The sequence below is a fragment of the Photobacterium alginatilyticum genome (assembly GCF_009910675.1).
Lineage (GTDB): Bacteria > Pseudomonadota > Gammaproteobacteria > Enterobacterales > Vibrionaceae > Photobacterium > Photobacterium alginatilyticum.
Window position 1 is genome coordinate 1 of the sequence record NZ_RSEJ01000032.1, and the last position, 23748, is coordinate 23748.

Annotated in this window: 19 protein-coding genes; 13 read left to right on the plus strand and 6 right to left on the minus strand. The window is 44.5% G+C overall.

All coding sequences use genetic code 11. The features are described from left to right. Positions 1–1561: methyl-accepting chemotaxis protein (locus EIZ48_RS23735; RefSeq protein ID WP_160657273.1), on the minus strand; the 1561-nt coding region annotated here is incomplete at its 3' end. A 499-nt stretch (positions 1562–2060) separates the two neighbouring features. Here EIZ48_RS23735 and EIZ48_RS23740 point away from each other — a divergent pair. From EIZ48_RS23740 to efpL, 3 genes are all read left to right on the plus strand, one after another. Beyond that, positions 2061–3857 (plus strand): ricin-type beta-trefoil lectin domain protein, encoded by a 1797-nt coding sequence (locus EIZ48_RS23740; RefSeq protein WP_240153080.1) that lies wholly within the window; start codon positions 2061–2063, stop codon positions 3855–3857. Positions 3858–4039: 182 nt separating this feature from the next. Next, entirely contained in the window at positions 4040–5635 is a 1596-nt protein-coding gene (locus EIZ48_RS23745) for an N-acyl-D-amino-acid deacylase family protein (protein ID WP_160657276.1), read from the plus strand. Between the two features lie 122 nt (positions 5636–5757). Beyond that, positions 5758–6333 carry an elongation factor P-like protein EfpL gene (gene efpL, locus EIZ48_RS23750; protein ID WP_075765988.1) on the plus strand — a complete coding sequence of 192 codons (576 nt, stop codon included), beginning with the start codon at positions 5758–5760 and terminating at the stop codon, positions 6331–6333. 117 nt (positions 6334–6450) lie between these two features. On the opposite strand, the gene EIZ48_RS23755 is transcribed toward efpL, so the two are convergent. Next, positions 6451–8163: an RluA family pseudouridine synthase gene (locus EIZ48_RS23755; RefSeq protein ID WP_205298613.1), complete on the minus strand. Its 1713-nt coding sequence runs from the start codon at positions 8161–8163 to the stop codon at positions 6451–6453. A 369-nt stretch (positions 8164–8532) separates the two neighbouring features. Between EIZ48_RS23755 and EIZ48_RS23760 the strand changes: the two genes are divergently transcribed. Beyond that, the gene (locus EIZ48_RS23760) at positions 8533–9420 is read left to right on the plus strand and encodes a DUF2167 domain-containing protein (RefSeq protein WP_192928715.1); all 888 of its coding nucleotides are present in this window, start codon (positions 8533–8535) and stop codon (positions 9418–9420) included. 132 nt (positions 9421–9552) lie between these two features. On the opposite strand, the gene EIZ48_RS23765 is transcribed toward EIZ48_RS23760, so the two are convergent. Continuing rightward, positions 9553–9753, minus strand: a complete 201-nt coding sequence (locus EIZ48_RS23765) for a DUF3404 domain-containing protein (RefSeq protein WP_139310490.1) — start codon at positions 9751–9753, stop codon at positions 9553–9555. A gap of 137 nt (positions 9754–9890) precedes the next feature. Between EIZ48_RS23765 and EIZ48_RS23770 the strand changes: the two genes are divergently transcribed. Next, complete coding sequence (locus EIZ48_RS23770) at positions 9891–10277, plus strand: YybH family protein (RefSeq protein ID WP_160657281.1); 387 nt, start codon at positions 9891–9893, stop codon at positions 10275–10277. A gap of 323 nt (positions 10278–10600) precedes the next feature. On the opposite strand, the gene EIZ48_RS23775 is transcribed toward EIZ48_RS23770, so the two are convergent. Then, complete coding sequence (locus EIZ48_RS23775; protein ID WP_160657284.1) at positions 10601–10972, minus strand: hypothetical protein; 372 nt, start codon at positions 10970–10972, stop codon at positions 10601–10603. 559 nt (positions 10973–11531) lie between these two features. Here EIZ48_RS23775 and EIZ48_RS23780 point away from each other — a divergent pair. The 7 genes from EIZ48_RS23780 (at position 11532) to EIZ48_RS23810 (ending at position 19191) form a co-directional block, all read left to right on the plus strand. Continuing rightward, positions 11532–13154 carry a tetrathionate reductase family octaheme c-type cytochrome gene (locus EIZ48_RS23780; protein ID WP_160657287.1) on the plus strand — a complete coding sequence of 541 codons (1623 nt, stop codon included), beginning with the start codon at positions 11532–11534 and terminating at the stop codon, positions 13152–13154. 18 nt (positions 13155–13172) lie between these two features. Beyond that, positions 13173–13769: a cytochrome b/b6 domain-containing protein gene (locus EIZ48_RS23785; protein WP_160657290.1), complete on the plus strand. Its 597-nt coding sequence runs from the start codon at positions 13173–13175 to the stop codon at positions 13767–13769. Between the two features lie 34 nt (positions 13770–13803). Beyond that, positions 13804–14130: a hypothetical protein gene (locus tag EIZ48_RS23790; RefSeq protein WP_160657293.1), complete on the plus strand. Its 327-nt coding sequence runs from the start codon at positions 13804–13806 to the stop codon at positions 14128–14130. Between the two features lie 85 nt (positions 14131–14215). Further along, entirely contained in the window at positions 14216–15508 is a 1293-nt protein-coding gene (locus EIZ48_RS23795; protein ID WP_160657296.1) for a rhodanese-like domain-containing protein, read from the plus strand. Between the two features lie 449 nt (positions 15509–15957). Next, positions 15958–16779, plus strand: a complete 822-nt coding sequence (locus EIZ48_RS23800; RefSeq protein ID WP_160657299.1) for a hypothetical protein — start codon at positions 15958–15960, stop codon at positions 16777–16779. A 3-nt stretch (positions 16780–16782) separates the two neighbouring features. Continuing rightward, on the plus strand, positions 16783–17595 hold the full coding sequence (locus EIZ48_RS23805; protein ID WP_160657302.1) for a hypothetical protein: 813 nt from the start codon (positions 16783–16785) through the stop codon (positions 17593–17595). A gap of 309 nt (positions 17596–17904) precedes the next feature. Continuing rightward, positions 17905–19191 carry a NupC/NupG family nucleoside CNT transporter gene (locus EIZ48_RS23810; protein ID WP_160657305.1) on the plus strand — a complete coding sequence of 429 codons (1287 nt, stop codon included), beginning with the start codon at positions 17905–17907 and terminating at the stop codon, positions 19189–19191. Positions 19192–19371: 180 nt separating this feature from the next. Here the strand turns inward: EIZ48_RS23810 and EIZ48_RS23815 are convergent, their stop codons facing one another. Both EIZ48_RS23815 and EIZ48_RS23820 read right to left on the minus strand, forming a co-directional pair. Continuing rightward, the gene (locus EIZ48_RS23815; protein ID WP_160657307.1) at positions 19372–21789 is read right to left on the minus strand and encodes a spermidine synthase family protein; all 2418 of its coding nucleotides are present in this window, start codon (positions 21787–21789) and stop codon (positions 19372–19374) included. Positions 21790–21791: 2 nt separating this feature from the next. Then, positions 21792–22523, minus strand: a complete 732-nt coding sequence (locus EIZ48_RS23820; protein WP_160657310.1) for a protein-L-isoaspartate(D-aspartate) O-methyltransferase — start codon at positions 22521–22523, stop codon at positions 21792–21794. Between the two features lie 793 nt (positions 22524–23316). Here EIZ48_RS23820 and EIZ48_RS23825 point away from each other — a divergent pair. Continuing rightward, positions 23317–23676, plus strand: a complete 360-nt coding sequence (locus EIZ48_RS23825; protein ID WP_160657312.1) for a hypothetical protein — start codon at positions 23317–23319, stop codon at positions 23674–23676. Positions 23677–23748: the final 72 nt, after the last annotated feature.

A 23748-nucleotide genomic window follows, 5' to 3' on the forward strand; every position in this document is an offset into this window, starting at 1 on the left:
GGGCTGTTTGCCCGGCACCAGAAGCCACCTCTGTTGACGATAAGCTGATGTTTTCCACATTGCGTCCGAGCTCTTCAGTGACAGAGTTCTGCTCGCTACAGGCGCTGGCAATTTGCATACTCATTGTAGCTATCTGGCCAACTTCCTGTTCGATCTGAGCGATGTCATTGCCTGTTTCTTGTGATTGTCCAACACACTCATGAATTAAGGTGCAGCTCTGTTTGGTTGCTTCGCCTGCTTCTTTGGCTCTATTTTGCAACTGTTCAATGATTGTGATGATTTCACTGGTTGATGCCTGCGTCTTGCCTGCCAGTGAGCGGACTTCATCGGCAACAACAGCGAATCCGCGGCCCTGCTCACCAGCACGGGCAGCCTCAATAGCCGCATTCAGGGCAAGCAGATTGGTTTGCTCGGCAATTCCGCTGATCACATCGACAACCATACCAATGCTGGCTGAGTCTTTCTCTAGTTGCTCAACCATCTTGCCCGCATCTTCGATAACGCCGGCAACCTGCTGAATGCTTTGCATATTCTGCCGTACATTTTTGCTGCCTCGATTGGCATTTTCAGTGGAGGTTGTGGCCGAGTGAGAGGCATCTTCAGTATTGCTGGCCACTTCGTTGACGGTAGATTGCATTTGGTTCATGGCCGCAGCAATCATGTTGATTTCGTCTTGTTGCTGCTTCATGCCTTGCGATGTTTGCTCTGATACTGCGCTAACTTCCTCGATAGCTGCGCTAAGCTGGGTGACGGCGCTTGATATCTCGTGGATCAAATCACGAAGTCTGTTTTGCATCGAGACACAGGCCGATGCTAGCTTGCCCAGTTCGTCGTTGCCCATAGTATTGAGATCAAGCTGATAGGTGAGATCGCCTGCGGCAATACGTTGCGCCATTTCGATTGTTGTCTTAAGTGGCTGGCAGATTTGGCGAGTCAGGAAGATCGTCATGGCAATCATAAAGCCCAGGATGATGGCAATACCGCTTATTGTCAGCAGGTTTGCTTGTGAAACGCGATCTAGCACTTTTAATCTATCTTGGGCTGTATAGGACTGGTTGAGCTCGAACAATGCCTGAAGACTTTCGTCTACTTTGAGAAAACTGTCAAAACTGTCCAGTACTAGCTGGTTTGCACGTGATGTTTCCTTGGCTCGAATGGCCGAAATAAAGGCGGCTTGCTGTGATTTATAACCCTGCCATGCATCGCTAACGGCATTAAAATGTTTGATGTCATCGTCACTCCACAATGTTTCTTCGTATTGTGCGAGCTTGTGATCCATTTCGCTTATCATTTTTTCATAGTCACCGATCCAGATATTCATGCTGGGGTGGTTAATATTCGGAATAAGAGAAAATTGATCTTTACGGATGGTAGCAGCATTCGTCTGCATGTCTTTAACTAATACAATGCTAGGTAATGACGTATCCGTTAGTACCAATACACTGTCTTTGAGTTTTCCGACTTCAGAAGTAAGAAAGCCTCCCAACGCAGCGACTGCGATAGAGATGACCATAAATACTGCGCCAATCTTTCTACCGACTGACAGGTGTTTAAAGCTCATAAGGTGAAATTCCCGATCTATTGCATGGGACTATGCTTAAGTCTCATTATGAAAGTGTGTGGTATGTTATGAGTTGAATATGTGTGTTCAATTAATGGACGTCAGAATTGAGATATTCCTTCCAACTATAACTTGGCTGGAGAATGGGAAATTGTGAATTGCCGCTTGCTATAGCTGGATTACTATTTCCCATAACCCAAATGAGACAATATCGACACATTTCCTTATTGTTTTTTCCTAGAGAAATAGGTTTGAAAATGCAGTTTATGAAAGAATATTCACGGTCTAAATACAGGTAAGAATTTAAAGGTAATTTCTTTTATCATACTGATTTTATAAATAACGTTCATCCCAGCTCAGCCTGTTGAAAAAAGTGTTATTTTCCGACTCAATAACACAATAATCAGTTTTAGCTATGGCTGAGTATTTACTTTATTTTTAGAATGCGCGCGAAACATCATTTCAACCAATAAGAAATAAATCATTAAAAGGAAATGAGATGCGCAAGGTTCTATATCCAGTTGCAGCTATGACTTTCATGACGTTTAGTACAGTCAGTCATTCATCAACTATTGATCAGACAGATACATTATCCGATATTATTCAGTCGACAACACCCTATTTTCAGCAAGAGTGCCATTTATACGGAAACGAAAGCTCATTACCGGAAAACTGTAATTACTATGTCCTAAACCTGGCTGATATCAACCAAGAGCAGAGAAAGACATTCACCTATGAGCTGTTGGGTTTAGGGGTAGAAAGCGACGTTGTATTGGTCACTAAGCCGAACGATATCAAGAAAAGGGAAATCTACCTACTTGATAACATGGATGAAGAATATATTGCTTCAAGCCTGGTTAATGACCTCAGTAAGTTGAGCCGAAGCCGGCGATCGACTGCTCAGGATAGCGGCAGTGTGATGGAGTTTGTTATTCATCGTCGTTTCAATGTCGAACGCCAGAACAAAGGGAATGTGACTTTAAAATATAAAGTACGCTACTACAGCAAATCTCCGTTTTATGCCCGCTCAGGTGACAAGGATAAATATGTTGAGATAGTACTGGCCGAAGGATCTGGTGTCGATATGGGCATGGAGGGGAGTTGGTCAGATATTTACCGCCGTTGGTACCACAACAGCAACTCTAGCTACGTTTATAATGAATATTTGGATGCAGTAGATGTCGATATCAAAGTCAATGACAAAGCAAAATTGCAGGCAGGCCAAATTTACCTGAATGACTTATACCCGAGAATGCAGGATCAAGTTGAGTCAAAAATCGAAAAAGAAACCAGTACTAGTATCAAAGTGGGTTTGGGTTTTTCACCTAAGATCCCGATTAAGGATATTGAATATAGCTTTACCGACAAGTACAGCATTACTAACAAGAAAGAATTTGGCTTGGTAACCCAAACAAATAGTGATGGTTATAATATCAAGTACGTAAACAACAAATATGGATCAGCGATTAAGCCTGTTAATGGTTTTTGTAATCTAGGCACGGCAGATGGTTGGTGTTGGGATTATGACGAGCGCCGCGGCAATCCGTGGAACTTTGACAAGTTAAGATCAAATAACCCACTCGCTATCAGCGGGCTGCGTCCTGATTTTGTTGCGAAAATTGCGGCAAAAGACACGACATCTGGTTCGTCCAATATTACTGTCAAGACAACCGTGAACAGTTTGGCATTGTTCGGCCATAACCGTTGGATTTTGGGACGTCGCTACGCATCGGGCAGCCAGTTATGGACAGCTAATACCAGTGCTGACCGTGATTGGAAAGAATCGACTGATTATGAAAAGTTATCCTATAGCGATCAGTTTTCTTTGCTGGTGGATTGGGAAAGCCCGTGGTTCCTCGGAGCTGATTCTGTAACGATAAAATCTACTTACCTTAGCCAGGACAGTGCCCAGTGCCTGACGGTGAAAGAGGGTGGGGCATTAGCTTTTGAAAACTGTGTTGATGGCTCAAAATCCCAATCATTTATTTACGATCAGGAGAAACGCTACCGTAGCATTGCCAATATCGATCAGTGCCTGGATACCGAGGGAGGGACATTGTTCCTAAGTTCGGATTGTTCTGATGATTTCGCCAAGAATACTCAGGTTTGGTACTGGCAGGAGCCTAATGGATTTGCCAATGATGTACTCTATACCGTTAATTATGACCGAACTATCAATGCTATTGATGCGTCAGCAAAGACACCGAAGGTCGTAACGCTGGCAGACAATGAAGAGAAGCCACAAGGTGTGCTTTATACTAGTCGCTTTACGGACTTTAGCAAGATTAGGCCATAGAAAGACATTGTTCGTAGCATTATCCATGTTGATTAACACTAAACCACCTCGGTCCGGGGTGGTTTTTAGCTTTGATCAGAAGCGCTTAAGGGATATCAACCTGTTGCTTATGTTCTTGTGAGGTATAAAATGAGCAGACATAGCTAAAGGCATGTAACAGTTGAATTATCTTGGAGTATGCGATGCGCCAGTTGATAAAAAACGCGGTAGTGGTTGATGGCAGTGGCGGAAACACTTTTTCCGGGGATGTGCTGATTGATGGTGAGTTTATTGCCTCGGTAGCACCACGCATCGATGAAAGGGCTGATGTGGTGATTGAGGCCCACGGTGCCTACCTTGCCCCGGGGTTCATTGATGTCCATAGCCATGCAGATTTGGCCACGTTCGTGCCCAAGGGTTTTAAGCCTAAAGTGCTTCAGGGGATAACAACCGAGCTGGTGGGTCTTTGTGGTTTGGGTGTTGCTCCTTTGCCCAAACATCTGCAGCCAGAACTCCGGGACCGGCTTATCATAGGGAACCCACCAGTTGACTGGAACTGGGATGACTATGCGAGTTACTGCCATTCATTGAGTCAGCATGGGCTTGAAGTAAATCTGTCAGCGTTTCTTCCCCATGGCTTGTTGCGCTATCAAATCTGCGGCAATAGCCATTTCCCCATGAGTTCACAGCAGCGCTGCCAGCTGGCAAAGCTTACCGATGAAACGCTGGCTGCTGGGGCCAGAGGGATCAGCCTTGGGCTGATTTATCATCCGGCATTATTCAGTGACAAAGAAGAATTACTCACTGTTGCACAGGTTGCGGCTCAACATCGCAAACCGCTTGTTGTTCATGTGCGTAGTGAGAGTGACGAGATACTGGAAGCAGTGCAAGAGATGGTTGCCATCTCACAGCAAGCGGGCTGCCAGTTACATATTTCCCACCTAAAATTGATAGGGCGACGTAATGCCGCCAAACTTGACTCGTTACTGGCGTTGATCGATCGTCACAATCTGACCTTTGACCAATACCCATATCATTACGGCAGTACGACGTTGTTTTCGATTTTGCCTCCTGCACTTATTCGTACCTATGCACCGGATGAGTTAATGAATGCATTGAATACTCAACCAATCAGACGGCAGGTTAAGGACTGGTTTTCAGAGCGACTGTTACCTCAGGCGGGTGAACCATGGGATAACTTGCCTGCTTTGGTAGGGTGGGAGAACATTCTGATATGCGAGGTAGAAACACCGTCAGCAAGGCAATGGCTGGGGCAATCGGTATCAGAGTGTGCCCGGCAAACGGATCAGCACCCGGTAGACTTTGTGCTGGATCTTCTTGTCAGTGAGCGCGGCAATGTACGAATGATTGACTACTTCATGGATGAAGCGCTGGTAGAGCGTATTTTTACCCACCCGAGGGGGATGGTCGGTACTGATACCATTTTCGGCGGTCAGATCCATCCAAGGGTAAGCGGGACTTTCCCTCGAATTCTTAATCAGTTTGTTAAACATAAGCAGCTTCTCCCCTTAGAGCAGGCTATTCATAAGATGACAGCGCTGAGTGCAGAGACATTCGGGTTGCGCAAGCGTGGTAAAATTGCATCTGGCTACTATGCTGATATCAGTCTGTTTGGTGCTGATTTCAGTGACCATTCGACAATAGATCAACCGGATGCCGTCGCCTGCGGGCTAAGAGAGCTATGGGTCAATGGTTGCCGGAAAGTGGCTGGCGGAGAGTATCTGGAAACACGTTCAGGCCAGCTGTTGCATCATTGGACGGATAATAGGCATCTGTAGCGCGACGCGAGTTGCAAGAATGGATTAAGCGGTTAAAAAATCAGCATTTGTTTCCAATAATACTTGCCTAACATCCAGTTCGTGATAATTTCTCCTCACTGTTTATTTATGGGATGACTACCATGCCAAAGGCAAGTGAAATTAAAAAGTTTGCAGCTATCGAACATAACGGCAAAGTGTACCTTGTTAAAGAGATCAGCAAGTTGACACCAAGCGGCCGCGCAGGTGCAAGCCTTTACAGAATGCGTCTGTATGATGTTGCTACAGGCGTGAAAGCTGATGAAAGCTTCAAAGCAGATGAGATGATCAACCTGGCTGACTTCAGCCGTCATCAGGCATCTTTCTCTTACATTGACGGTGATGAGTATGTCTTCATGGATGATGAAGACTATACACCGTACAACTTCAATAAAGAGGCGATTGCCGAAGAACTTCTGTTCATTACTGAAGAGACCAAAGGTATCCAGGTTCTGACTGTAGACGGTTCTCCAGTCGCGATTGAACTGCCTGCAACGGTTGACTTGGTGATTGTTGAAACCGATCCTTCGATCAAAGGTGCATCGGCAAGTGCTCGTACCAAGCCTGCTGTACTGTCAACTGGCCTTACTGTTCAGGTGCCTGAGTACATTGCCAGCGGTGAAAAGATCAAGGTCAACACTGCCGAGCATAAATTCATGAGCCGTGCCGATTCTAAGTAATCGACAGACTCATTGAGCTGATTACTAAAAGCCCAACCGGTGAATGCACACTGGTTGGGTTTTTTTGTGACTACTGCTCAGTTTTAGTGGCAGGTTTTGATTTGCTAATGGTGCGATTTAAAACTCAGCTTCAACCTGGAATTGCATGAACTCATTGGTAATGGGATGAGTCAGTTCAAGCCTTTCTGCGTGCAGGTGAAGACGGTCGGCTTTTTTGCCGTAAAGGTCATCACCAATCATCGGCATATGCAGGCCTTCAATATGGGCACAGTGAACGCGAAGTTGATGGGTACGCCCTGTTTTAGGGTACAAATAGACCTTAGTGCGTGCGTTCTTTCGTTCAATAACTTCCCATTTGGTTTCCGCTGGCTTGCCGTGCTGGTAGCAAACTAACTGGCGAGGGCGGTCATCAATATCACCACGCAAAGGCAGCTTAATAATGCCTTCGTCTTGTTCAATCAAGCCGTCGACCAAGGCAACATAGCGCTTTTGCACGGTACGCTGGATGAACTGCTTCTGAAGGCTTTTATTTGCCCGGTGGCTTAATGCAATAACCATCAACCCGGAGGTAGACATATCGAGTCGATGAACAATAAGCGGCCCCGTTGCTTCTGGAAACTGTTGCTTCATCCTTAGGTATACAGAATCTTCAATGGTTTTTCCCGGTACCGATAGGAACTCAGCTGGCTTGTTGACTACAGCCATATCTTTATCCTGGTAGATAACCTCGACGGTTTTTCCTTCGCAAGGATTAACCAGTAGCGGGTTTTCATCCATTTCAATACCGTCCAGCATATGCTCCAAAATCGGTTGGCATTTACCTTTGCAGGCCGGGTAGAAGTTTTTATGCTGCCTGATCTCAGATTTTGGTGATGAGCCCCACCAAAACTCAGCCATTGCCAGCGGCTTCATTCCCCATTTGAAAGCGTACTGCAACAACTTGGGGGCAGCGCACTCACCGGCACCTGCAGGTGGAACCTTGCGGGTTGTATCGACAAACAGTTCATTGAGATCTTTCTCGTTGCCGTCTACGTTAAGGAAACGGTATTGAGCAAACAGCTTCTTTTGCAGTTCAGATGAGAGGGACTTACGCTTGGCTTTGAGCTCATTTACTTCATCAGTAAGCTCATTGAGCTGTTGTTGCAAAGCACCTAGGCGTGATTCCCAATGTAGCTTAAGATCTCGCAGCTGCAGCTTTTCAATCACACTTTCTTGACTAAGTCGCTTTTTCAGCTCTTGAAGCTCATCTGATGAAAGGGTGGCGCCGTTGGCCCGTAGCGCCTTCCGTGTTTTGCGTCCTTCGACCATACGGCTTCGGTGAGCTTCCAGTTGTTTACGGCTTTCGGCTTGTTCTTGTTTTAGGGTCTGGCGAGTTAACTCAATTTCGGGATTGCTCGCTAGCTCTTTGATAACAGCGGTGAGTCTGTTGATTTCCAGCTGCTCGCTTAGAAAGAAGCTATCTTCAGTCAGCATATCAAACACCGGTGGAACAAAGTGTGGTAGAAGATTTTGATCCGCCATTTTTCCTGAGAAAGCTGACAGGTAGCCAATCTCACCTTGCTGGTTTTGTACCAGCAATACGCCAAACATCTTGCCTATAGGTGCGCTACTGTCCTCGGAAAGGCCGAAGTTATGCTGCCACGCCGTTTGTGTTTCCAGGTGGTGCTGTAGCTCTTCTGCTGCCAGCAGGCACAGAGGGTGAGGCTCATAGTAGAACGGAAACGTAAAACGTTCCGGCAAGCTGTATGTATCAATAGGTTCTTTAAACGGCGTAAAACATTGTTCCGGGGAGTGCATATGCTGATCTATTGTGATGGATGTTGAACCCAGGGAGCAAGCCGCTCCCAGGCAGTTAGGCGGCGATTCTAACCTTTCGGCGTAGAGATATCACTATACGGTTGTGATTTCTTATTGTTTTGCTCGAAGACAGATGAACTTCCTGGCCTCATAGAGGTGTATGGCTTGCAGGAATGTATTTACTTAAATAATTTCTCATTAAGTATGATTTGTTTGGCGAATATCAAATTTCATATTCAACTGGTTGGTATTATACCGCGCTCATTCTAAACGCGAATAAACCGACCTCTAGCATTGCGTAGCTGCTGTATTAACAGGTTGGTTTTGCAATCAAAAGTATAGACATTTGCGCTTGTGTCCTGCGGAGATGTGTTCGTGTTATGCAGTATTAATGGAGTAATTATGAAACTTAGGGCTTTATTTTTGTCCGTTTTTTTGATTTTGCCAAGCCTGGCCTTTGCAGAAACCGCAAGCAACGAATCTGATGAAGATGCATATTATGAGTGGGCGTCGAAAGTTTGGGATTCGCTAGACCGCCAGACAGGAAAAATACAACTACCCAGTGCTATTGCAACACTAGATATCCCGGAAGACTTTTATTATCTATCACCCAGCGACTCAGAAATTGTTTTAGTTGATGTTTGGGGGAATCCTCCAGGTCAGAATACGCTGGGTATGATTTTTCCTTCTGCTTCGACACCATTTGATAATGACTCATGGGCGGTGACGATTCGTTACGAGGAAGACGGTTATGTATCTGATAGTGATGCAAATGATATCAATTATTCCGAGCTATTAGAGAAGATGAAGGCCGATACAGTGGCGGAAAGTCAGGTTCGTGTCGATCAAGGTTACGAGTCGATTGAACTTGTTGGCTGGGCGGCTGCACCTCATTATGATGCGCAAACGCATAAATTATATTGGGCTCAAGAGCTCAAGTTTGGTGAGGATGATGTTAACACGCTTAATTACAATATCAGAGTGTTGGGCCGTAAAGGTGTCTTGGTTTTAAATTTCATTGCGGCAATGGATCAGAAAGACCTTATTGAGTCACAGTTAGATTCAGTGTTAGCACTGGCAGAATTTGATCAAGGGTCAAGGTATATCGACTTTGATTCCAGTACCGATCAAATGGCTGCGTATGGGTTGGGTGCATTAGTGGCAGGTAAAGTCGCAACTAAAACGGGACTCTTAGCTGCTGCGATGGTATTCCTTAAGAAGTTCGGCTTGGTTATTGTAGTCGGTATTGGTGCCTTCTTTAAAAAGCTTTTTAAGCGAAAAGAGTCATAAGGTTATATCAAACTTATTGTCTGAACGATCTTGTCAGGCTGTATGATTATGCAGCCTGATTTGTCATTACACCTAAAACCTAAGCCATTGTTGGCTAGACTGACAGGTTTGTCACTTTCTAATCTGCTTAATTTACAGATTGGCTATCAGACTTCTAGTTCCATAAGATAGCCACAGTATTTTCTTGAAGAAGTGGAACAGTATTGGCCAGAGCTGCTGGATTTCTTGCCAGTGAAATTCCTTGAAGTCGGGATACTGACTATTGCTAAGCAGTAACGGCTTTGGGTAACGGTTAAGCACAGTTTGACTAACGACATGCTCAGAGGAAAGCAGACTCGCCTGTTTGTAACCTCAGTGTCAACATTGCTGCTATTTAGTTTGCTATCGAGGTTTCACTAGCGTGTAAAGAATTCTTATGTTCCTGCGCCCATTACGTATACTTAGGTGAAACGTGAACAAAGGAGAAGAACATGGCCCAGGTCAATCCTATTTTTGAAGATATTGTTAATGCTAACAAACAATATTCTCATAATTTCAGTCTGGGTGATGCTGCTGGTGTGGCCAACCTGTATACAGAGAATGGACAGTTCTTACTGCCAAACAGCGACTTCGTAACAGGAAGAGAAGCATTGCAGTCAACACTTCAAACTCTTATGGATTCTGGTATTAAATCTATCCAGTTAGAAACACTCGAAGTCGAGGATTATGGTGATACAGCCACTGAAGTGGGTAAGTATATACTTGAAGGTGACGGTGGAACCATGCTGGATAATGGCAAGTATGTTGTTATCTGGAAAAAAGAGGCCGGACAGTGGAAATTGCACCGAGATATTATAAATAGCAGTGTTGTCGATTAATTGGGCTTTATTCATTACCTGCTGGCGTTAGAAATCTCCTAGCGCCTGTTTTATAACCTTTATTAAGGTGCGATGAGTCAACAGCACCTTATAGTAGCTGGCAGAACGCGCTATGTCGCGATTTGATAATTTCTTTACGGCTGCCGGTTTTGTCTGCGAAAAAAGAATCTAAAAGTTGGTTGTTCTCTGTGCGAGGAAGAAGTGAATGCTCGGAATTCTTACGTTGTACCGGGGCCGGGACCCTCAGAAAAATTGTGCCAAGTATTGGCTAATACTTGGCACTGTTTGATCTTATGGTTAACACATTTAATGCAAGGGACTTACTACATCTCTTTCATCGCTGAAATGACTGAAGGATCATTGATCAGATTAAATAACAAGCTCTTTGCTGACGATCTTTGGGAATCAGATAAGACCTTCTTAGGGTTCTCTCTGGATTGTGTCAGTATATTTTTGATGAATCTGTTGTTAGTACCGGATAATTCGTACACAAATCTGAGAGTATCTAGCAATTCGCCTTGAGGCAAACTGTAAACAGCCATCTCACAACTAAGGTTATCCATAGAAAGTAAGTTGTTGACTACCTCTTTACGCTCAGCATTGAATTTCTCTTTGGCTTCATAGGCATCAATTAAAGTCTGCACTCTATCGGCGATTGCTACTGGCACTTCCATTGTTTTAGTTTCATGAGTCATTTCTGATTCACCTGTTTTAGCTGGGATTTAATCACTGGCTCAAGTTTACACGCTAGCTTATGTTTCGGCACCTGCTTTAATGTGAATGTGAGGTAGTACACCGTTTAAGTTGTCATAGAAAGGCCTGACCTGAAGGCAAGGCCCGTAGAGAGAGCGCCTACTGAGCCCACTTACTAGCTTATTTTTTAATCATCTGTTTTTCGTATAAAAAATAAATTTCTTTGATAAAAAGCAAATGCATTGAAAACAATATGAAAATAAATATTGTGATCTAGGTTATAGGAATGGCTAATAACCTTGTCAATTGTAGGTATATGGGTACTACATTAGCAATAAGTAAATAAGCGTTTTGTTTTTTAGCTTTTTCTAACTCATGTTTGGTTAGTGCTTTCACCCAGAGTTGGCCCCAATCGTGTTTAGCGTTAAGGGCTAAGTCTACATACTTATATTAGATTATTATTGAAGTCTAATATTCTAGTTTGTGGCCTTCATGCTGGCGATGAGAGTGACTTTGTAATCACGCTGGTTGGAATCATATTGCTGAAGGTGGCTCGTACTAATGAAAACTCAACTATTTTTGTTGCTACTGCTGGGTCTTTGCTCGAATGGTTTAGCTAGTGTTATTAGCGAAGAGGATGTTACTAAGCGTAATATTCCGACGATAGCCAGTACCGCAGATCACTCAACATTTGAGATCCTGGATCAGGACTTTGATTATGCACCGGATGTGACCGAAGCTTGCCTTAGTTGTCATACCGAAGCTTCTAAGCAGATCCATAAGACTTTCCACTGGACATGGTCAAAGGAAATAGACGGCGTTGAAGTCGGTAAAGGGAAAAATGGGTTAAATAACTACTGTGTTTCAGCCCGAGGGAACGAGAGCTGTACCCAATGTCATATTGGTTATGGCTGGCGTAATGAAGATTTTGAGCATGATGCAGAGGAGAATGTTGATTGCCTAGTTTGTCATGACAAAACAGAAACTTATAGAAAATCGGCAGCTTCCTCCGGTCACCCTTATTATGAAGACACAAAGGTGGCAGGCAAGGTTCAGAAAGCGGTTGACCTGAAATATGTCGCTCAGCATGTAGGTAGCCCGGATCGCGAGAACTGCTTGGCTTGTCATGCGGTGGGTGGTGGCGGAAACGGCGTCAAGCATGGTGATACAGATCTGTCGTTAGTCGATCCTGCCTTTGAGCTGGACGTACATATGAGTCCGGAAAAACTGAATTTTAGCTGTCAGACTTGCCATACCGCCAGCGAACATAAAATCGCTGGTCGTTATAATGATCGATCTGCATTCTTAGATTATGAAATGGACAAAGGCCGGGTGTCGCGGGAAGGCAATAATCTTTCCTGTGAATCATGCCACAGTGCCACGCCGCACCAGGAGCGTGTACTCGATAATCACACGGCTAAAGTGGCCTGCGCATCCTGTCATATTCCGGAAATGGCTCGAGGGCCATATCTAACTAAACTATCCTGGGACTGGTCTACAGCCGGGCAGATGAAAAATGGTAAGCCGATGACCATCGATCAGGAGTTCGATGGCGTGGTTAATCATGCCTATATGAGCAAGAAAGGCTCGTTTACCTGGGGGCGTAATGTCGTACCGGAATATCGTTGGTACAAAGGTGAACTGAAGCAGATGACATTGCTAGACACAATTGCCCCCGATAGAGCACCAATAGATATCAATCCGCCAACAGGCAATTATAACGATCCGGATGCGCGGATCTGGCCTTTTAAAATCCACCGAGGCAAACAACCTTACGATACAGAGCTAAATCGTATGTTACCAATCAAGCTATACGGTCGCCCTGGTTCAGGTGCGTTCTGGACTGAATATGACTGGAATAAAGCTCTGGCTGCTGGTGCCAGACTGAACGGGGTGGCGTTTAGCGGTCAATATGACTTCATTGAAACAAATGGTTACTGGCCAATCAAGCATATGGTTGCTCCCAAAGATCACGCTGTAGCGTGCGAAGCTTGCCACAGTCGAGATAGCCGGCTGGCCGGGCTGAATGACTTCTATCTGGTTGGACGTGATAGCAATTCCATCGTTGAGTATTTTGGCATGATTGCTATATGGGGAGGGCTAGCCGCGGTCATTATACATGCGCTTACCCGTATTGTGACGATTCGCCGTAGGAAAGCCCAATCTGCCAGTAACCAGAAGTAATGAAAATGGGGAAAGGTGATGAAAAAAACAATTGTAATTTTTAAGCGATTTGAACGCTTCTGGCATTGGGGACAGGCGTTACTGGTGTTACTGCTTATTTTGACCGGGCTGGAGCTCCACGGGGTTATGAACCTGTTTGGTTTTCAGCAAAGCTCAACCCTTCATCATTGGGGAGGCTTTCTGTGGATGACAATCGTTGTATTGATCTTTACCTGGGTGTTTACGACTGGAGAATGGAAGCAGTATGTGCCTGATAAAAAAGGGATAGACGTTGTGCTTCACTATTACCTTTATGGGGTGTTTGTTGGTGAGCCACACCCACACCATATGTCACCGGACAATAAATTTAACCCACTTCAGCGAATAGCTTATTTGGGGCTGTTATTTGTTCTGATTCCGGTTCAGATCGCGACAGGTCTGATTTTCTATTTCTTTCCTGAATTACGTGCAGCCGGGTATATCGAACAGATCGGTATTGTGGCTGTGATACATACCTTTACAGCCTATACCATACTCGCGTTTCTTATTGTGCATTTATATTTGATTACCCTGGGAGCCAAGCTTTCAAGTCACCTCAAAGCGATGCTAACGGGGAAAGAAGTTATCGATGAATGACAGATTATAGATTAACGATTAAAGGGGAAATGTAATGAAAAAATATGTTTTGGGACTAATGTTCGCTCTAATTTCCTTTGGCGTATCTGCAGATGCCGCCAAAGGACAAGAATATTATCTGGAATATCTGCGGCCTTACTTTGAATACAATGGACAGGAGTTTGCTGAACAGCATTTGAAAGTCGAGTGGAAACGCTATTTCAAGAAAGATGGAGCAAGGTTCATCAAAAAGTACAGTAAAAAACATCCGAACGCAGCGGAATTTCTGGCCAGCGACAAGTTTCAGGAAATTGCACCGCACATTAAAGATTTTGCTGTGAAGTATGCTGCGGATAGCGGGGAACTACCGAGTTGTAATTAATGAAAAAAGATCTTCACATCGGGAGCTTCCTATGTGTGAAAGGCTGGATAAAGGATTTGTTGCTGTGTATTAATGGAGAATACTCATGTTTAAGAAAGCCGCTATACTACTCGTCTTATTTGGGATGCCGTTTTCACTGATGGCGGAAGATGTTGTCGGTAAAATCCAATCGATATCAGTGAAAGGGAAAGTCATTCAGTACCTCAACCCGAAAACAAATGAAGTCAATGTAATAAAGTTTACCGATAAGACGAAGCTTGAAAGTGCCAATTCATTCACAGAGCTCACAGCCAATACAAAGTTTAAGGCAACGCTTGATGGCAATGGCGTGGCTAGAAAAATAAAACGGATTCTGGTCAAGCTTCCTAAAGAGCAAGTAATCGATACAGAAGAACTGTATGAATTAATTGATGACGGACAACCACTGTTTATTGGTGATGCCCGCCCGGTTAGCAAATACCAGACTGGCCATATTCCCGGGGCCAAGGCGACACCTGCCAATAAGTTACAACAAAACCTTCATTGGTTACCAGAAGACAAGGCGACACCATTGGTGTTCTATTGCGGAGGGGTAACATGCCCGCTCAGTCCCAAGGCGCTAAGAATTGCCAAGGCTAATGGATATAAAAATGTGAAGGCATATGTTGAAGGTTATCCGGTATGGAAAGAAGAGGTATACCCTTCACATGTTAATAAAGTATGGCTAGCAGAGAATCTGGATATTCATCATATTATTCTGGATGTCAGAACGTCACCAAAGAGTTACATCAAAGGAGCTGTTCACCTGCCTGCAGAGAAGCTGCTGGAGATGCACGAACAGTGGAACCAAGACAAATACCCGACTAATAAGCGAACTATTTTCGATCTCAGGGATAAAAAGGCTCCGATCATCATTGTTGCTGAAAGTGACTCAAGTGACGATGCAATAGAAGCCTATGAGATTCTGACTTTCTGGAAGTTCAAGAATGTCTCGATATTGAATGGTGGCGTGTTGGCGTGGAAGCAGGCGAATTTACCTGTTGAGACAGGCAAGATTGCAGAAGAGCTCAATTATGTCAAAAAGTTGGCTAAAGGGGCTATTGATGAGAAAGACTTTGTTAAAGCTGTGACATCAGGAACTGCAACAGTCATTGACGTGCGCTCTCCTGATGAAGTAAGCCATGGTCACCTGAAAGGTGCGATCAACATTCCTCTTGAAGAGCTAGATAAGAACCTTGACCGTATTCCCAAAACCGGCCTTGTTATTTTACATTGCGCAGGCGGAGCACGCGCGTCACTCGCTTATACCACGTTAATAAATAAGGGATATACAAACGTGAAATTCCTTGATGAGTCGTTTGAGGCGGTGGTGAAAGACAACGGAATTAAGCTGATTTAGATAGTTGTGTTTGCGTTAAGCAATCTGTGAAAATATTATTGATTGCGAATATGAAGAACGAGAGTTACCTCTTAGATCAAGGCGGGTAACTCTCTTTATTTGCAAGCAGAGATACTGGATCTAGTTCATGTGGAGTTGACCCAGGATATGTTTATTAGGTTTTGCACTTGGTAATTATAAAACCTGTGATCTACCTTACATACCACATGGATCACGCAAAAAAGTGTTTTGAGAGTAGCCCTATAATGTATTTGTTGTGATCAAAGTAAACTATTGAAACATTCAACATCTAAAACTTTTAAATATAGCCTAATGTGGAAATGGTATAGAGAAGAGTTCCTTATATAAAATTATTCATAATGACAGCTCGCATGTTCCCTATATAGCGTGACAAAAACCTTTGGCTCAATACAGGCAGTATAACACCATCAATTTAGAGGGAGAGAAAAATGGCTAAGGATGCTATGGTAGAAATCAGTACAGATGATTCTCGCGCCAAGAACCCGATTTCGAATAATCAAGCGAATATTCCTGCTACGAAGCAATTTGTCATCAATGCAACTGGAAACCTATTTATTGCTACAACGCTAAGCTCTCCTGATACGCCTGAAAATATCTCGGAGGAGGCCAAGGAAGCCTTTGCTCAGGTCAGCGTATTTTTTGCCGCATTAACCAAGGCGATGTCAGATTCAGGAAAATCACTTTATGACTATGATGCATTGAATGAGTTGATCATGGGCTCGGGGCTTTTTGTTAATGTGACGAAAAGTACGATCAATTTTGAAAGCAGTAGCTGGGGGGTTACATTTTCGAATCAACTTATTCAGGCACTTCTCGGACTGAGCGGAAACCTGGCTGCATTATCTCACTCCTTGCGTTCACTGATTGCATCGGTAGGAAGTGAAGGACTCAAAGTTGCACAGAACAAAGTGACATCAAATAAGAAAGTTGGCACTATCATTTTTGTCTGTGAGTATCTAATGGGTGCGGTTTCAATTACCCCGCTTGTCTTTTCTATTGATGCGAGTTTATCTGAAGGAGGCCTTAAGCTTGGACCTTGTTTCGATGCCAACAATCAAAAGAAAATATTTCATATTGAAAAGGAAGTGCATTTATTTGTGCCACCCAATTTTATTCGTCAGGCGAGTGAACTTAACGAGGCCATGTCTGATCCCGAGTTCAACAATTTAGTTGAATCGATGAAGCGCAGCATAGAGGGAACAGAGGGCTCTTCAGGTACATCCACCCCTGCAGATAATCCAAAGGGTTAAGCCATGGGTATGTTCAGTTGGCTGTTTCGTTCGAAGCGAAGTGAGTCTAAGAGCTCTCATTATGCTCCGTTACGCAAATACTATGCCTTCAATGAGACGGGTAATGTAATGGTATGCACTACCAATGAAGGGGCTGAGGTAGTCAGTGATGCCTTGAAGCATATGTTTTCTGATATGAGCATTTTCTTTGCGGCGATGACGAAAGCCATCGCTACCCACAAGGGCGCTCAAGGCAAAGCCAACTCTATTTACAGTTCTGATGCCATTCTAAAGATACTCGGTAAATCTGAATTCTTTGTTGAAGCGAAACGTGAGTCAATCAAAGCGTCGTCGAGTGCCGTCGGTGACACAATGAGCAAGGAACTCACCGAAAGCATCTTAGGGCGAGAGTTCGGCGAAAGCAGACTCCACTTTTCCCGTGGGTTGTTTCGTACGATGTCCAGCCGATTAGAGGAGGCTAAGAGAGCAGGGCTTGAGGGGGATGCTGGCAGTATCTTCTTTGTTTGTGAAAACATACTGGGCCTACCAATGGTCAGTGCTGTCGTAGTGACACTTAAATCACCTGATGGCAAAGGCAGAACAACAAATGGGAACCCGGTTAATGAAGATAAAGGGATGGCAGAAATTCTTGATACAGCAGAGGATGAACCTGTCAAAGGTATTATTAGAGAATGGGAATTTGATAAACGAACCTACATTTTCATTTCACCCAGATCAATATCAGGCGTTAACTTCCCAGAACCAGGAGATGACGTAGAATATGAAACGCTTGTAGCTTCTCTACAAGAGCATTTAGTCCCAAACTCCAACAAATAAGGTAGAAAATAACTGTTAAATCCACCTCTATCGGCTGACATTACCGTTAAGCTATTGTCCTGCATAGCTGAAAGTTAGTCGGTAATGCTTTTACTGTTCTATTTGCCTAACTATACAAACAATCCTGTCTGTTATTTTGCTGTCAACTAGGTAGGCCAGCATGGCCTACCTGAAAACCGGTCTCATGAGAATCATCTGTCCTTATTAGATATAAAATATATTAATGCCTTTTTCTGGCCGAGAAACAGTTTTTATCGACGCTGATGGAGCTGTTCTCAATATTTTCTAGCAATAAGGATACCTTACACGATGAGCATTTTAATGAGTCTAGTTGGTATGGTTGTTCTTTTAGCCATAGCTGTACTCCTTTCTGACAACAGAAAGGCAATAAACCTTAGAACTGTCGGAGGTGCTTTTGCTATTCAATTTGCACTTGGAGCATTCGTTCTGTATGTCCCCTGGGGGAAAGACCTGTTAGGTGGTTTCTCTGATGGTGTTGCCAATGTTATCAATTACGGTAACGACGGTACGTCTTTCCTGTTCGGTGGTCTCGTTTCTGACAAGATGTTTGAAGTATTTGGTGGTGGTGGTTTTATCTTTGCATTCCGAGTTCTTCCAACACTTATCTTCTTTTCTGCATTGATCTCTGTGCTTTACTACATTGGTGCGATGCAGTGGGTAATCAAGATCCTTGGTGGTGCACTGGAGAAAGCGCTGGGCACATCCCGCGCGGAATCTATGTCTGCGGCAGCTAATATTTTTGTCGGTCAGACTGAGGCACCTCTGGTTGTCCGTCCGTTTATTTCTCGTATGACACAGTCTGAGCTGTTTGCGGTAATGTGTGGTGGTTTGGCTTCTGTGGCTGGTGGGGTATTGGCAGGCTACGCGTCGATGGGTGTGCCGCTAGAATACCTTGTTGCGGCATCTTTCATGGCTGCACCTGGTGGTCTGCTCTTTGCCAAGATTATCAAACCTGAAGCTGACCACTTCAAAGATGAAATCCCTGACCAGGAAATTGCGGGTGAAGACGAGAAACCAGCTAATGTTATTGATGCAGCAGCTAGCGGTGCTTCAGCGGGTCTTAGCCTGGCGTTAAACGTTGGTGCAATGCTTATTGCATTTATCGGTCTTATCGCACTTATTAACGGTATTTTCAGTGGTATCGGCGGCTGGTTCGGTTACGAGCAGCTAAGTCTGGAGCTTATTCTTGGTTGGCTCTTGGCTCCTCTGGCTTTCCTGATTGGTGTTCCTTGGGAAGAAGCAACACTGGCTGGTTCATTTATTGGTCAGAAGACCATAGTGAACGAATTTGTCGCCTACGTTAACTTCGTCCCTTACCTTGGGGAGGATGGTCAGGTTGTACCTGCTACAGGTGAAGTCATGACCGAAAAGACAACGGCAATTATCTCATTTGCGCTCTGCGGTTTTGCCAACCTGTCATCTATTGCGATTCTTCTTGGTGGTCTGGGGGGGATTGCACCTAACCGCCGTCACGACATCGCACGTATGGGTCTGAAAGCCGTGGCTGCGGGTACACTATCTAACCTGATGGCGGCAACTATTGCAGGCTTTTGCATCAGCCTTGCTGCGGTTTAATACAGCTTAGATTCAAATAGTTATTGTGACACCTGAGATAAGAAAAACAGTGAGTTGTGATAATCATTTCTTTTTACTCCGGCCAAGAAATATAAAGCGATGAATTATTAACAACTCACTGCTTGAATTATCAATCGTGCATATGCTGTCCAAGATGATATCGGCTCTCGGGATATTAACTTAAGGGAGCGAGCCAGCTTGATCTGTTACCGAGGTTCTCGAACAAAATACCGCTAATAAGTAAAATACTGTTGCGCAAAGCATAATGGACAGGATTCCGAACTGAAGTGCAAGCCCAGCAGCGACAATCGAGGTGAGAACCGAAGCGCATCCGTTCATCGCCCAGGCATAGGCCCGCTGTAGTGGGGTTTCTAGGAGGCAGCGCATTCCCAGAGTAAACGGCACTCCCATGATGAATCCCGGAGGAAAAAGTATAAGCAGGGCAATTAGATAGCGAAGAAGTACGGGTAAGCCCAGAAGGTGTTCGATTATCAAATCCATTAAATAAAGGATGCTAAGAAGCATTAGGAAAAGACCCGACAGGGAATAGGTAACAGCATTTCTTCCCATTTTTTGCGACCACCATCCGCCGATCCCAGATGAGAGCAGAATACCTGCCAGGACAAAAGTAAAGCTAAGCACCGGACTGGAAAATATCTGGATATAGGCTTTGATGAAATAGATTTCCACGAACATAAATCCCGCTCCGATGGAAAAGAAATAGAGCTTCTGGGATAAAGGGACTTTCCTTTGTTTCCCTTTGGCGAAGAGTTTGGGAAGCAATAACAGTAGGACAGAGACAGCCAGTGCTTCAATGAAAACGACAGCAATGACGACCTCACCTGAAAGTAGCATTGAATAGGGTCTGCTTCCCATGCTCTGGTACAAATCTCCTAATCTGTCCCATTTGATAAAGCGGCCAGGAAATGGTCTGTGGTCATTCTGTGGAGCGACATCCAGAAGGTAATCATCGAAAAAATGTTTTTCCCTCTTTTCGCTGTAATGCTGGAGAAGATTTTCGACGGCAAGGTAATGATGGGGAACGTCGAAAATATTGAAGCGATTGGCAAGAGATAACTGCATATCCCGGATATAGACAATGTCGAAATTCAACCTTTCAGCAAAGCTCATCGGAACTTCAATATTTTTAATAGGATCATTACTAACGATTAATGTGAATATTCCCCAGTTTCTAAATAGAGCAAGGTGATGCTGTGGATCCTTTTTGCCGCTCTCGTGTAGGGCCTGAAGTGCCGTAGAAAATAACCGGATCGAGTCGGAAGGAGGAAGCAGCAGCTTGCGCGAAACGATAATGACTCCCTTTTCATTAAGATGGTTCAGATACTCCTCGAAGGCTTCCGTTGTGAATAGGTACTTTTGACTAAGCGCTGCAGAGCCAGCCAGAGATGTGCCCCAGCTTTCAATGTGGATGATGTCGTATTTTGTATGCGAGTGTCTGAGGAATATTCGAGGGTTCTCGGGCGTTGTACGCAACTTATAATGCTCTGCTATGGCTCGAGATATACTTGGGCTTTCATGAATAACAGTTACATCCGGGATCCCGGCAGCAAGTGCTGTCGGTATGCTGGTTCCTCCGCCTCGTATAACAAGCAGTGCGCTTTGGGGAAGGGTGACAAAGTCATAACCTACCGATGGCAAGGTGAACCTCGCAAACTCGAACGTCTTCGAGCTGCTATCAGCGCCATAGAGAACCAGTTGCTCGTCTCCGTCGCGAAAAATGGCGCTTTGCAAAGGAAGGCTGCCGCTATATTTGAGGCTGAGGCCTGGTGCGTAGCGAATATAGGGGCTGGTCGCTGTGTCAATTTTGCCCGTTATGCTGCTCTTCGACTCTGTGACTGTTGACTGAGGAAATTGCAAAAGCTGACTCAGAGATTTATACGGTGATGGGGTGACAGCCAGCTGAGTAGCGCCCCATGGAGTGAAGAGTAGGGGCATAGTCAGCAGCATAATACAGGTGCTGACGAGAGATAAAGATAGGTTCCGGGGCTGATAACGGCAGCCAACAGTTTTCTTATTTATTATTAAAGCGGCTGCTGTTACATAACATAGAGGAACTATTGCAACGGTCACGGCAAGTTTTCCTTCTCCGATAAAAGGCAGCAACAGGGAGGGAAGAATTGTGCCCAGAGCAGAGCCTGCCATAGTGGAAAAGTAAATGAAGCCCGTGTTTTCTGGCTGTTCGACATAGGCTGAAAGCACAATAAAACCGGCGAAGAAAAATGGTATCGCGAGAAGCGTGTAGCTGAGAAAAAGATAAAATGCCTGGATTGACTCCAGTGGAAGCCTGAAGTAATCAAGGGGAAGTTTTATAAGGATAAGAAAGGAAACAAGTGTAGAACAGCTGTAGAGTAGTACTAAAATAGATGTTGCTTTCCCTGCCGCAAGTCGCTTTACCCAGTTAGTTTTTCTTGAATCGAGAATACTAAGTACGGTGCCGCTGGCAGCAAAGCCAAATAGCGCAATGCTGATCACCATAAAGGAGAGATGATTCCACTGGCTAATCGAGAAGATCCTGGCCAGTAGTACCTCAAAGGCGAGCGAAGAAAGGGATACCAGGAAAACTGCCGGGAGACTCATTGTTATTTCCCGAAGGGCTTCATTGCGTGTCCGGTCATGGGAACAAAGAGAACACCGGCAATTTGCCAAACCCTATAGTTATTATTCTCTTTGGTGACGAGCACAAGGTTTTGATAACTGAAGGGGTTTCCCAAGGGGAGTACTAGCCGCCCTCCATCCTTGAGTTGCGCCAATAAAGGCGGAGGGATATGGTCTATGGCTGCGGTGAGCATAATCGCATCATAGGGCGCTCCCTTATTCCAACCGAAATAGCCGTCACCACACTGTGTTTCAACATTGGTATAGCCTAGCGAGTCAAGGAGCTTGCTGGCCTTAACACAGAGCTTTTTCTTGATTTCGAGGCTAATTACTTCTTTGGCTACCTCGGAAAGCACCGCGGCCTGATATCCAGAGCCGGTCCCGATCTCGAGTACTTTTTCATTGCCTTTGAGTTCGAGAACCTCCGTCATCAGGGCAACAATATATGGCTGTGATATGGTCTGTCCTTCTCCGATCGGCAGAGGGGAGTCTGTATAGGCTTTAAACGCCAGAACCTTCGGTACAAAAAGGTGCCTGGGGAGCTTGTTCATTGCCGCTAGCACTCTCTTGTCGACGATGCCGCGCTTGATTAGCTGGTCTTGAACCATTGTCTCTCGGGCACGGGCATACTTGTCGGAATCACTCGCGGCCAATGCTGCTAGGGGCTGGAGTCCGAATACGATGAAGGTGAAAAATAGAAATAAAGAGCGACCCATAGCTTACTCCCTACAGGATTTTGATAGAGCCAAATCACTTTAGAGTATAGGAAGAGTACAGTTCGCTTTTTGTTGTAATGTGCCCCAAAGCTTCGAACTACAGTAACTTGCTCTATCTGTCTCGACAGCTAAAAACAAATCAAATTGCGACTATAGAGATAGGTATGCTGAGAATGAAGCTACCGCATAGTATGCTTCCATTTTCTGAATCAACCGTTGCTATGCAGCCAACCTATCACACCTCATGCATAACAATGAATGGTCAGCTCTGACGTATAAAACAACCAATCAATAACTTGCAAGTAATTGATTGGCATCTATATTCGCCTTGTGATCAAATTAATTATTGGAGGGGTGAAAGATGGCTAGGGCTAAACTGACACTAAGTACATTCAATCTGTCAGCTCTCAAATCCCGGCTTAATCTGAACTGACAGATTGCTCTAACTCAGGTTTGCCCCAACATCATTCAGAGTAAATACTCATTCACTTTTTCTTGGCGTGTGCCTGCCCTACCAAAAGTTATCCGAATTCAGCGCTCTTAGAAATAAGTTAATTACACGCATTATGGTGAGAAAATGGTAATGTAATGATGAATACCTTTCATTTGATACTCGTAAGTTTTTCTGTAAAACCTTGAGTGATAAAGCTGGTGGTTATCTCTAATTAAAAAATGACACTTCTCGGTGAGCGATTGACGAGTTGCGGAATTCGCAAATGATGCGCTTTCTATTGCACAAAAAGTGCTTGTATAATAGGCCGCTCTAAAAATATGGATTAAGGAATAGGAATTTATGGGGTTTGTTACAAGCGCAATCCTTGGTGGTGCACTTTATGACCTGGTTAAATCAACAATTAAACCAACAGCAGCTTTTGTAAAAGCAGCATTAGATAACTTGGTTAACCTAGATGACACAGTTGCAGCCGCCATTGCGCAAGAGCTTGATAAGCGTGAATTTAAAGACGCTGAATCTAAGGAGCAACTAGCGGCAATTATTGAGACAAACGCTCAACTCCAAGCCATTGTTAAAGAGTTAAACACTCAACCTAAGCAAGTCATCAATATTACGGCCAATGGTGATGGTGATGCATTCTATGGTGATAAAATAGGCGGCGATAAGATTGTCGTAAACGGCGGCGATAGCAAAAATTAGCTCTTCATAGGTTAGCTCCGCCTTTACCCAGTTACTGCAATGTGCTGGGTAATGCTCTCTCATCCCACTTTC

Bases quoted from the DNA above. Each gene is read 5' to 3' on its own strand.
- EIZ48_RS23740 (WP_240153080.1), top strand. From the start codon at position 2,061: ATGCGCAAGGTTCTATATCCAGTTGCAGCTATGACTTTCATGACGTTT.
- EIZ48_RS23745 (WP_160657276.1), top strand. From the start codon at position 4,040: ATGCGCCAGTTGATAAAAAACGCGGTAGTGGTTGATGGCAGTGGCGGA.
- efpL (WP_075765988.1), top strand. From the start codon at position 5,758: ATGCCAAAGGCAAGTGAAATTAAAAAGTTTGCAGCTATCGAACATAAC.
- EIZ48_RS23760 (WP_192928715.1), top strand. From the start codon at position 8,533: ATGAAACTTAGGGCTTTATTTTTGTCCGTTTTTTTGATTTTGCCAAGC.
- EIZ48_RS23770 (WP_160657281.1), top strand. From the start codon at position 9,891: ATGGCCCAGGTCAATCCTATTTTTGAAGATATTGTTAATGCTAACAAA.
- EIZ48_RS23775 (WP_160657284.1), bottom strand. From the start codon at position 10,972: ATGACTCATGAAACTAAAACAATGGAAGTGCCAGTAGCAATCGCCGAT.
- EIZ48_RS23780 (WP_160657287.1), top strand. From the start codon at position 11,532: ATGAAAACTCAACTATTTTTGTTGCTACTGCTGGGTCTTTGCTCGAAT.
- EIZ48_RS23785 (WP_160657290.1), top strand. From the start codon at position 13,173: ATGAAAAAAACAATTGTAATTTTTAAGCGATTTGAACGCTTCTGGCAT.
- EIZ48_RS23790 (WP_160657293.1), top strand. From the start codon at position 13,804: ATGAAAAAATATGTTTTGGGACTAATGTTCGCTCTAATTTCCTTTGGC.
- EIZ48_RS23795 (WP_160657296.1), top strand. From the start codon at position 14,216: ATGTTTAAGAAAGCCGCTATACTACTCGTCTTATTTGGGATGCCGTTT.
- EIZ48_RS23800 (WP_160657299.1), top strand. From the start codon at position 15,958: ATGGCTAAGGATGCTATGGTAGAAATCAGTACAGATGATTCTCGCGCC.
- EIZ48_RS23805 (WP_160657302.1), top strand. From the start codon at position 16,783: ATGGGTATGTTCAGTTGGCTGTTTCGTTCGAAGCGAAGTGAGTCTAAG.
- EIZ48_RS23810 (WP_160657305.1), top strand. From the start codon at position 17,905: ATGAGCATTTTAATGAGTCTAGTTGGTATGGTTGTTCTTTTAGCCATA.
- EIZ48_RS23815 (WP_160657307.1), bottom strand. From the start codon at position 21,789: ATGAGTCTCCCGGCAGTTTTCCTGGTATCCCTTTCTTCGCTCGCCTTT.
- EIZ48_RS23820 (WP_160657310.1), bottom strand. From the start codon at position 22,523: ATGGGTCGCTCTTTATTTCTATTTTTCACCTTCATCGTATTCGGACTC.
- EIZ48_RS23825 (WP_160657312.1), top strand. From the start codon at position 23,317: ATGGGGTTTGTTACAAGCGCAATCCTTGGTGGTGCACTTTATGACCTG.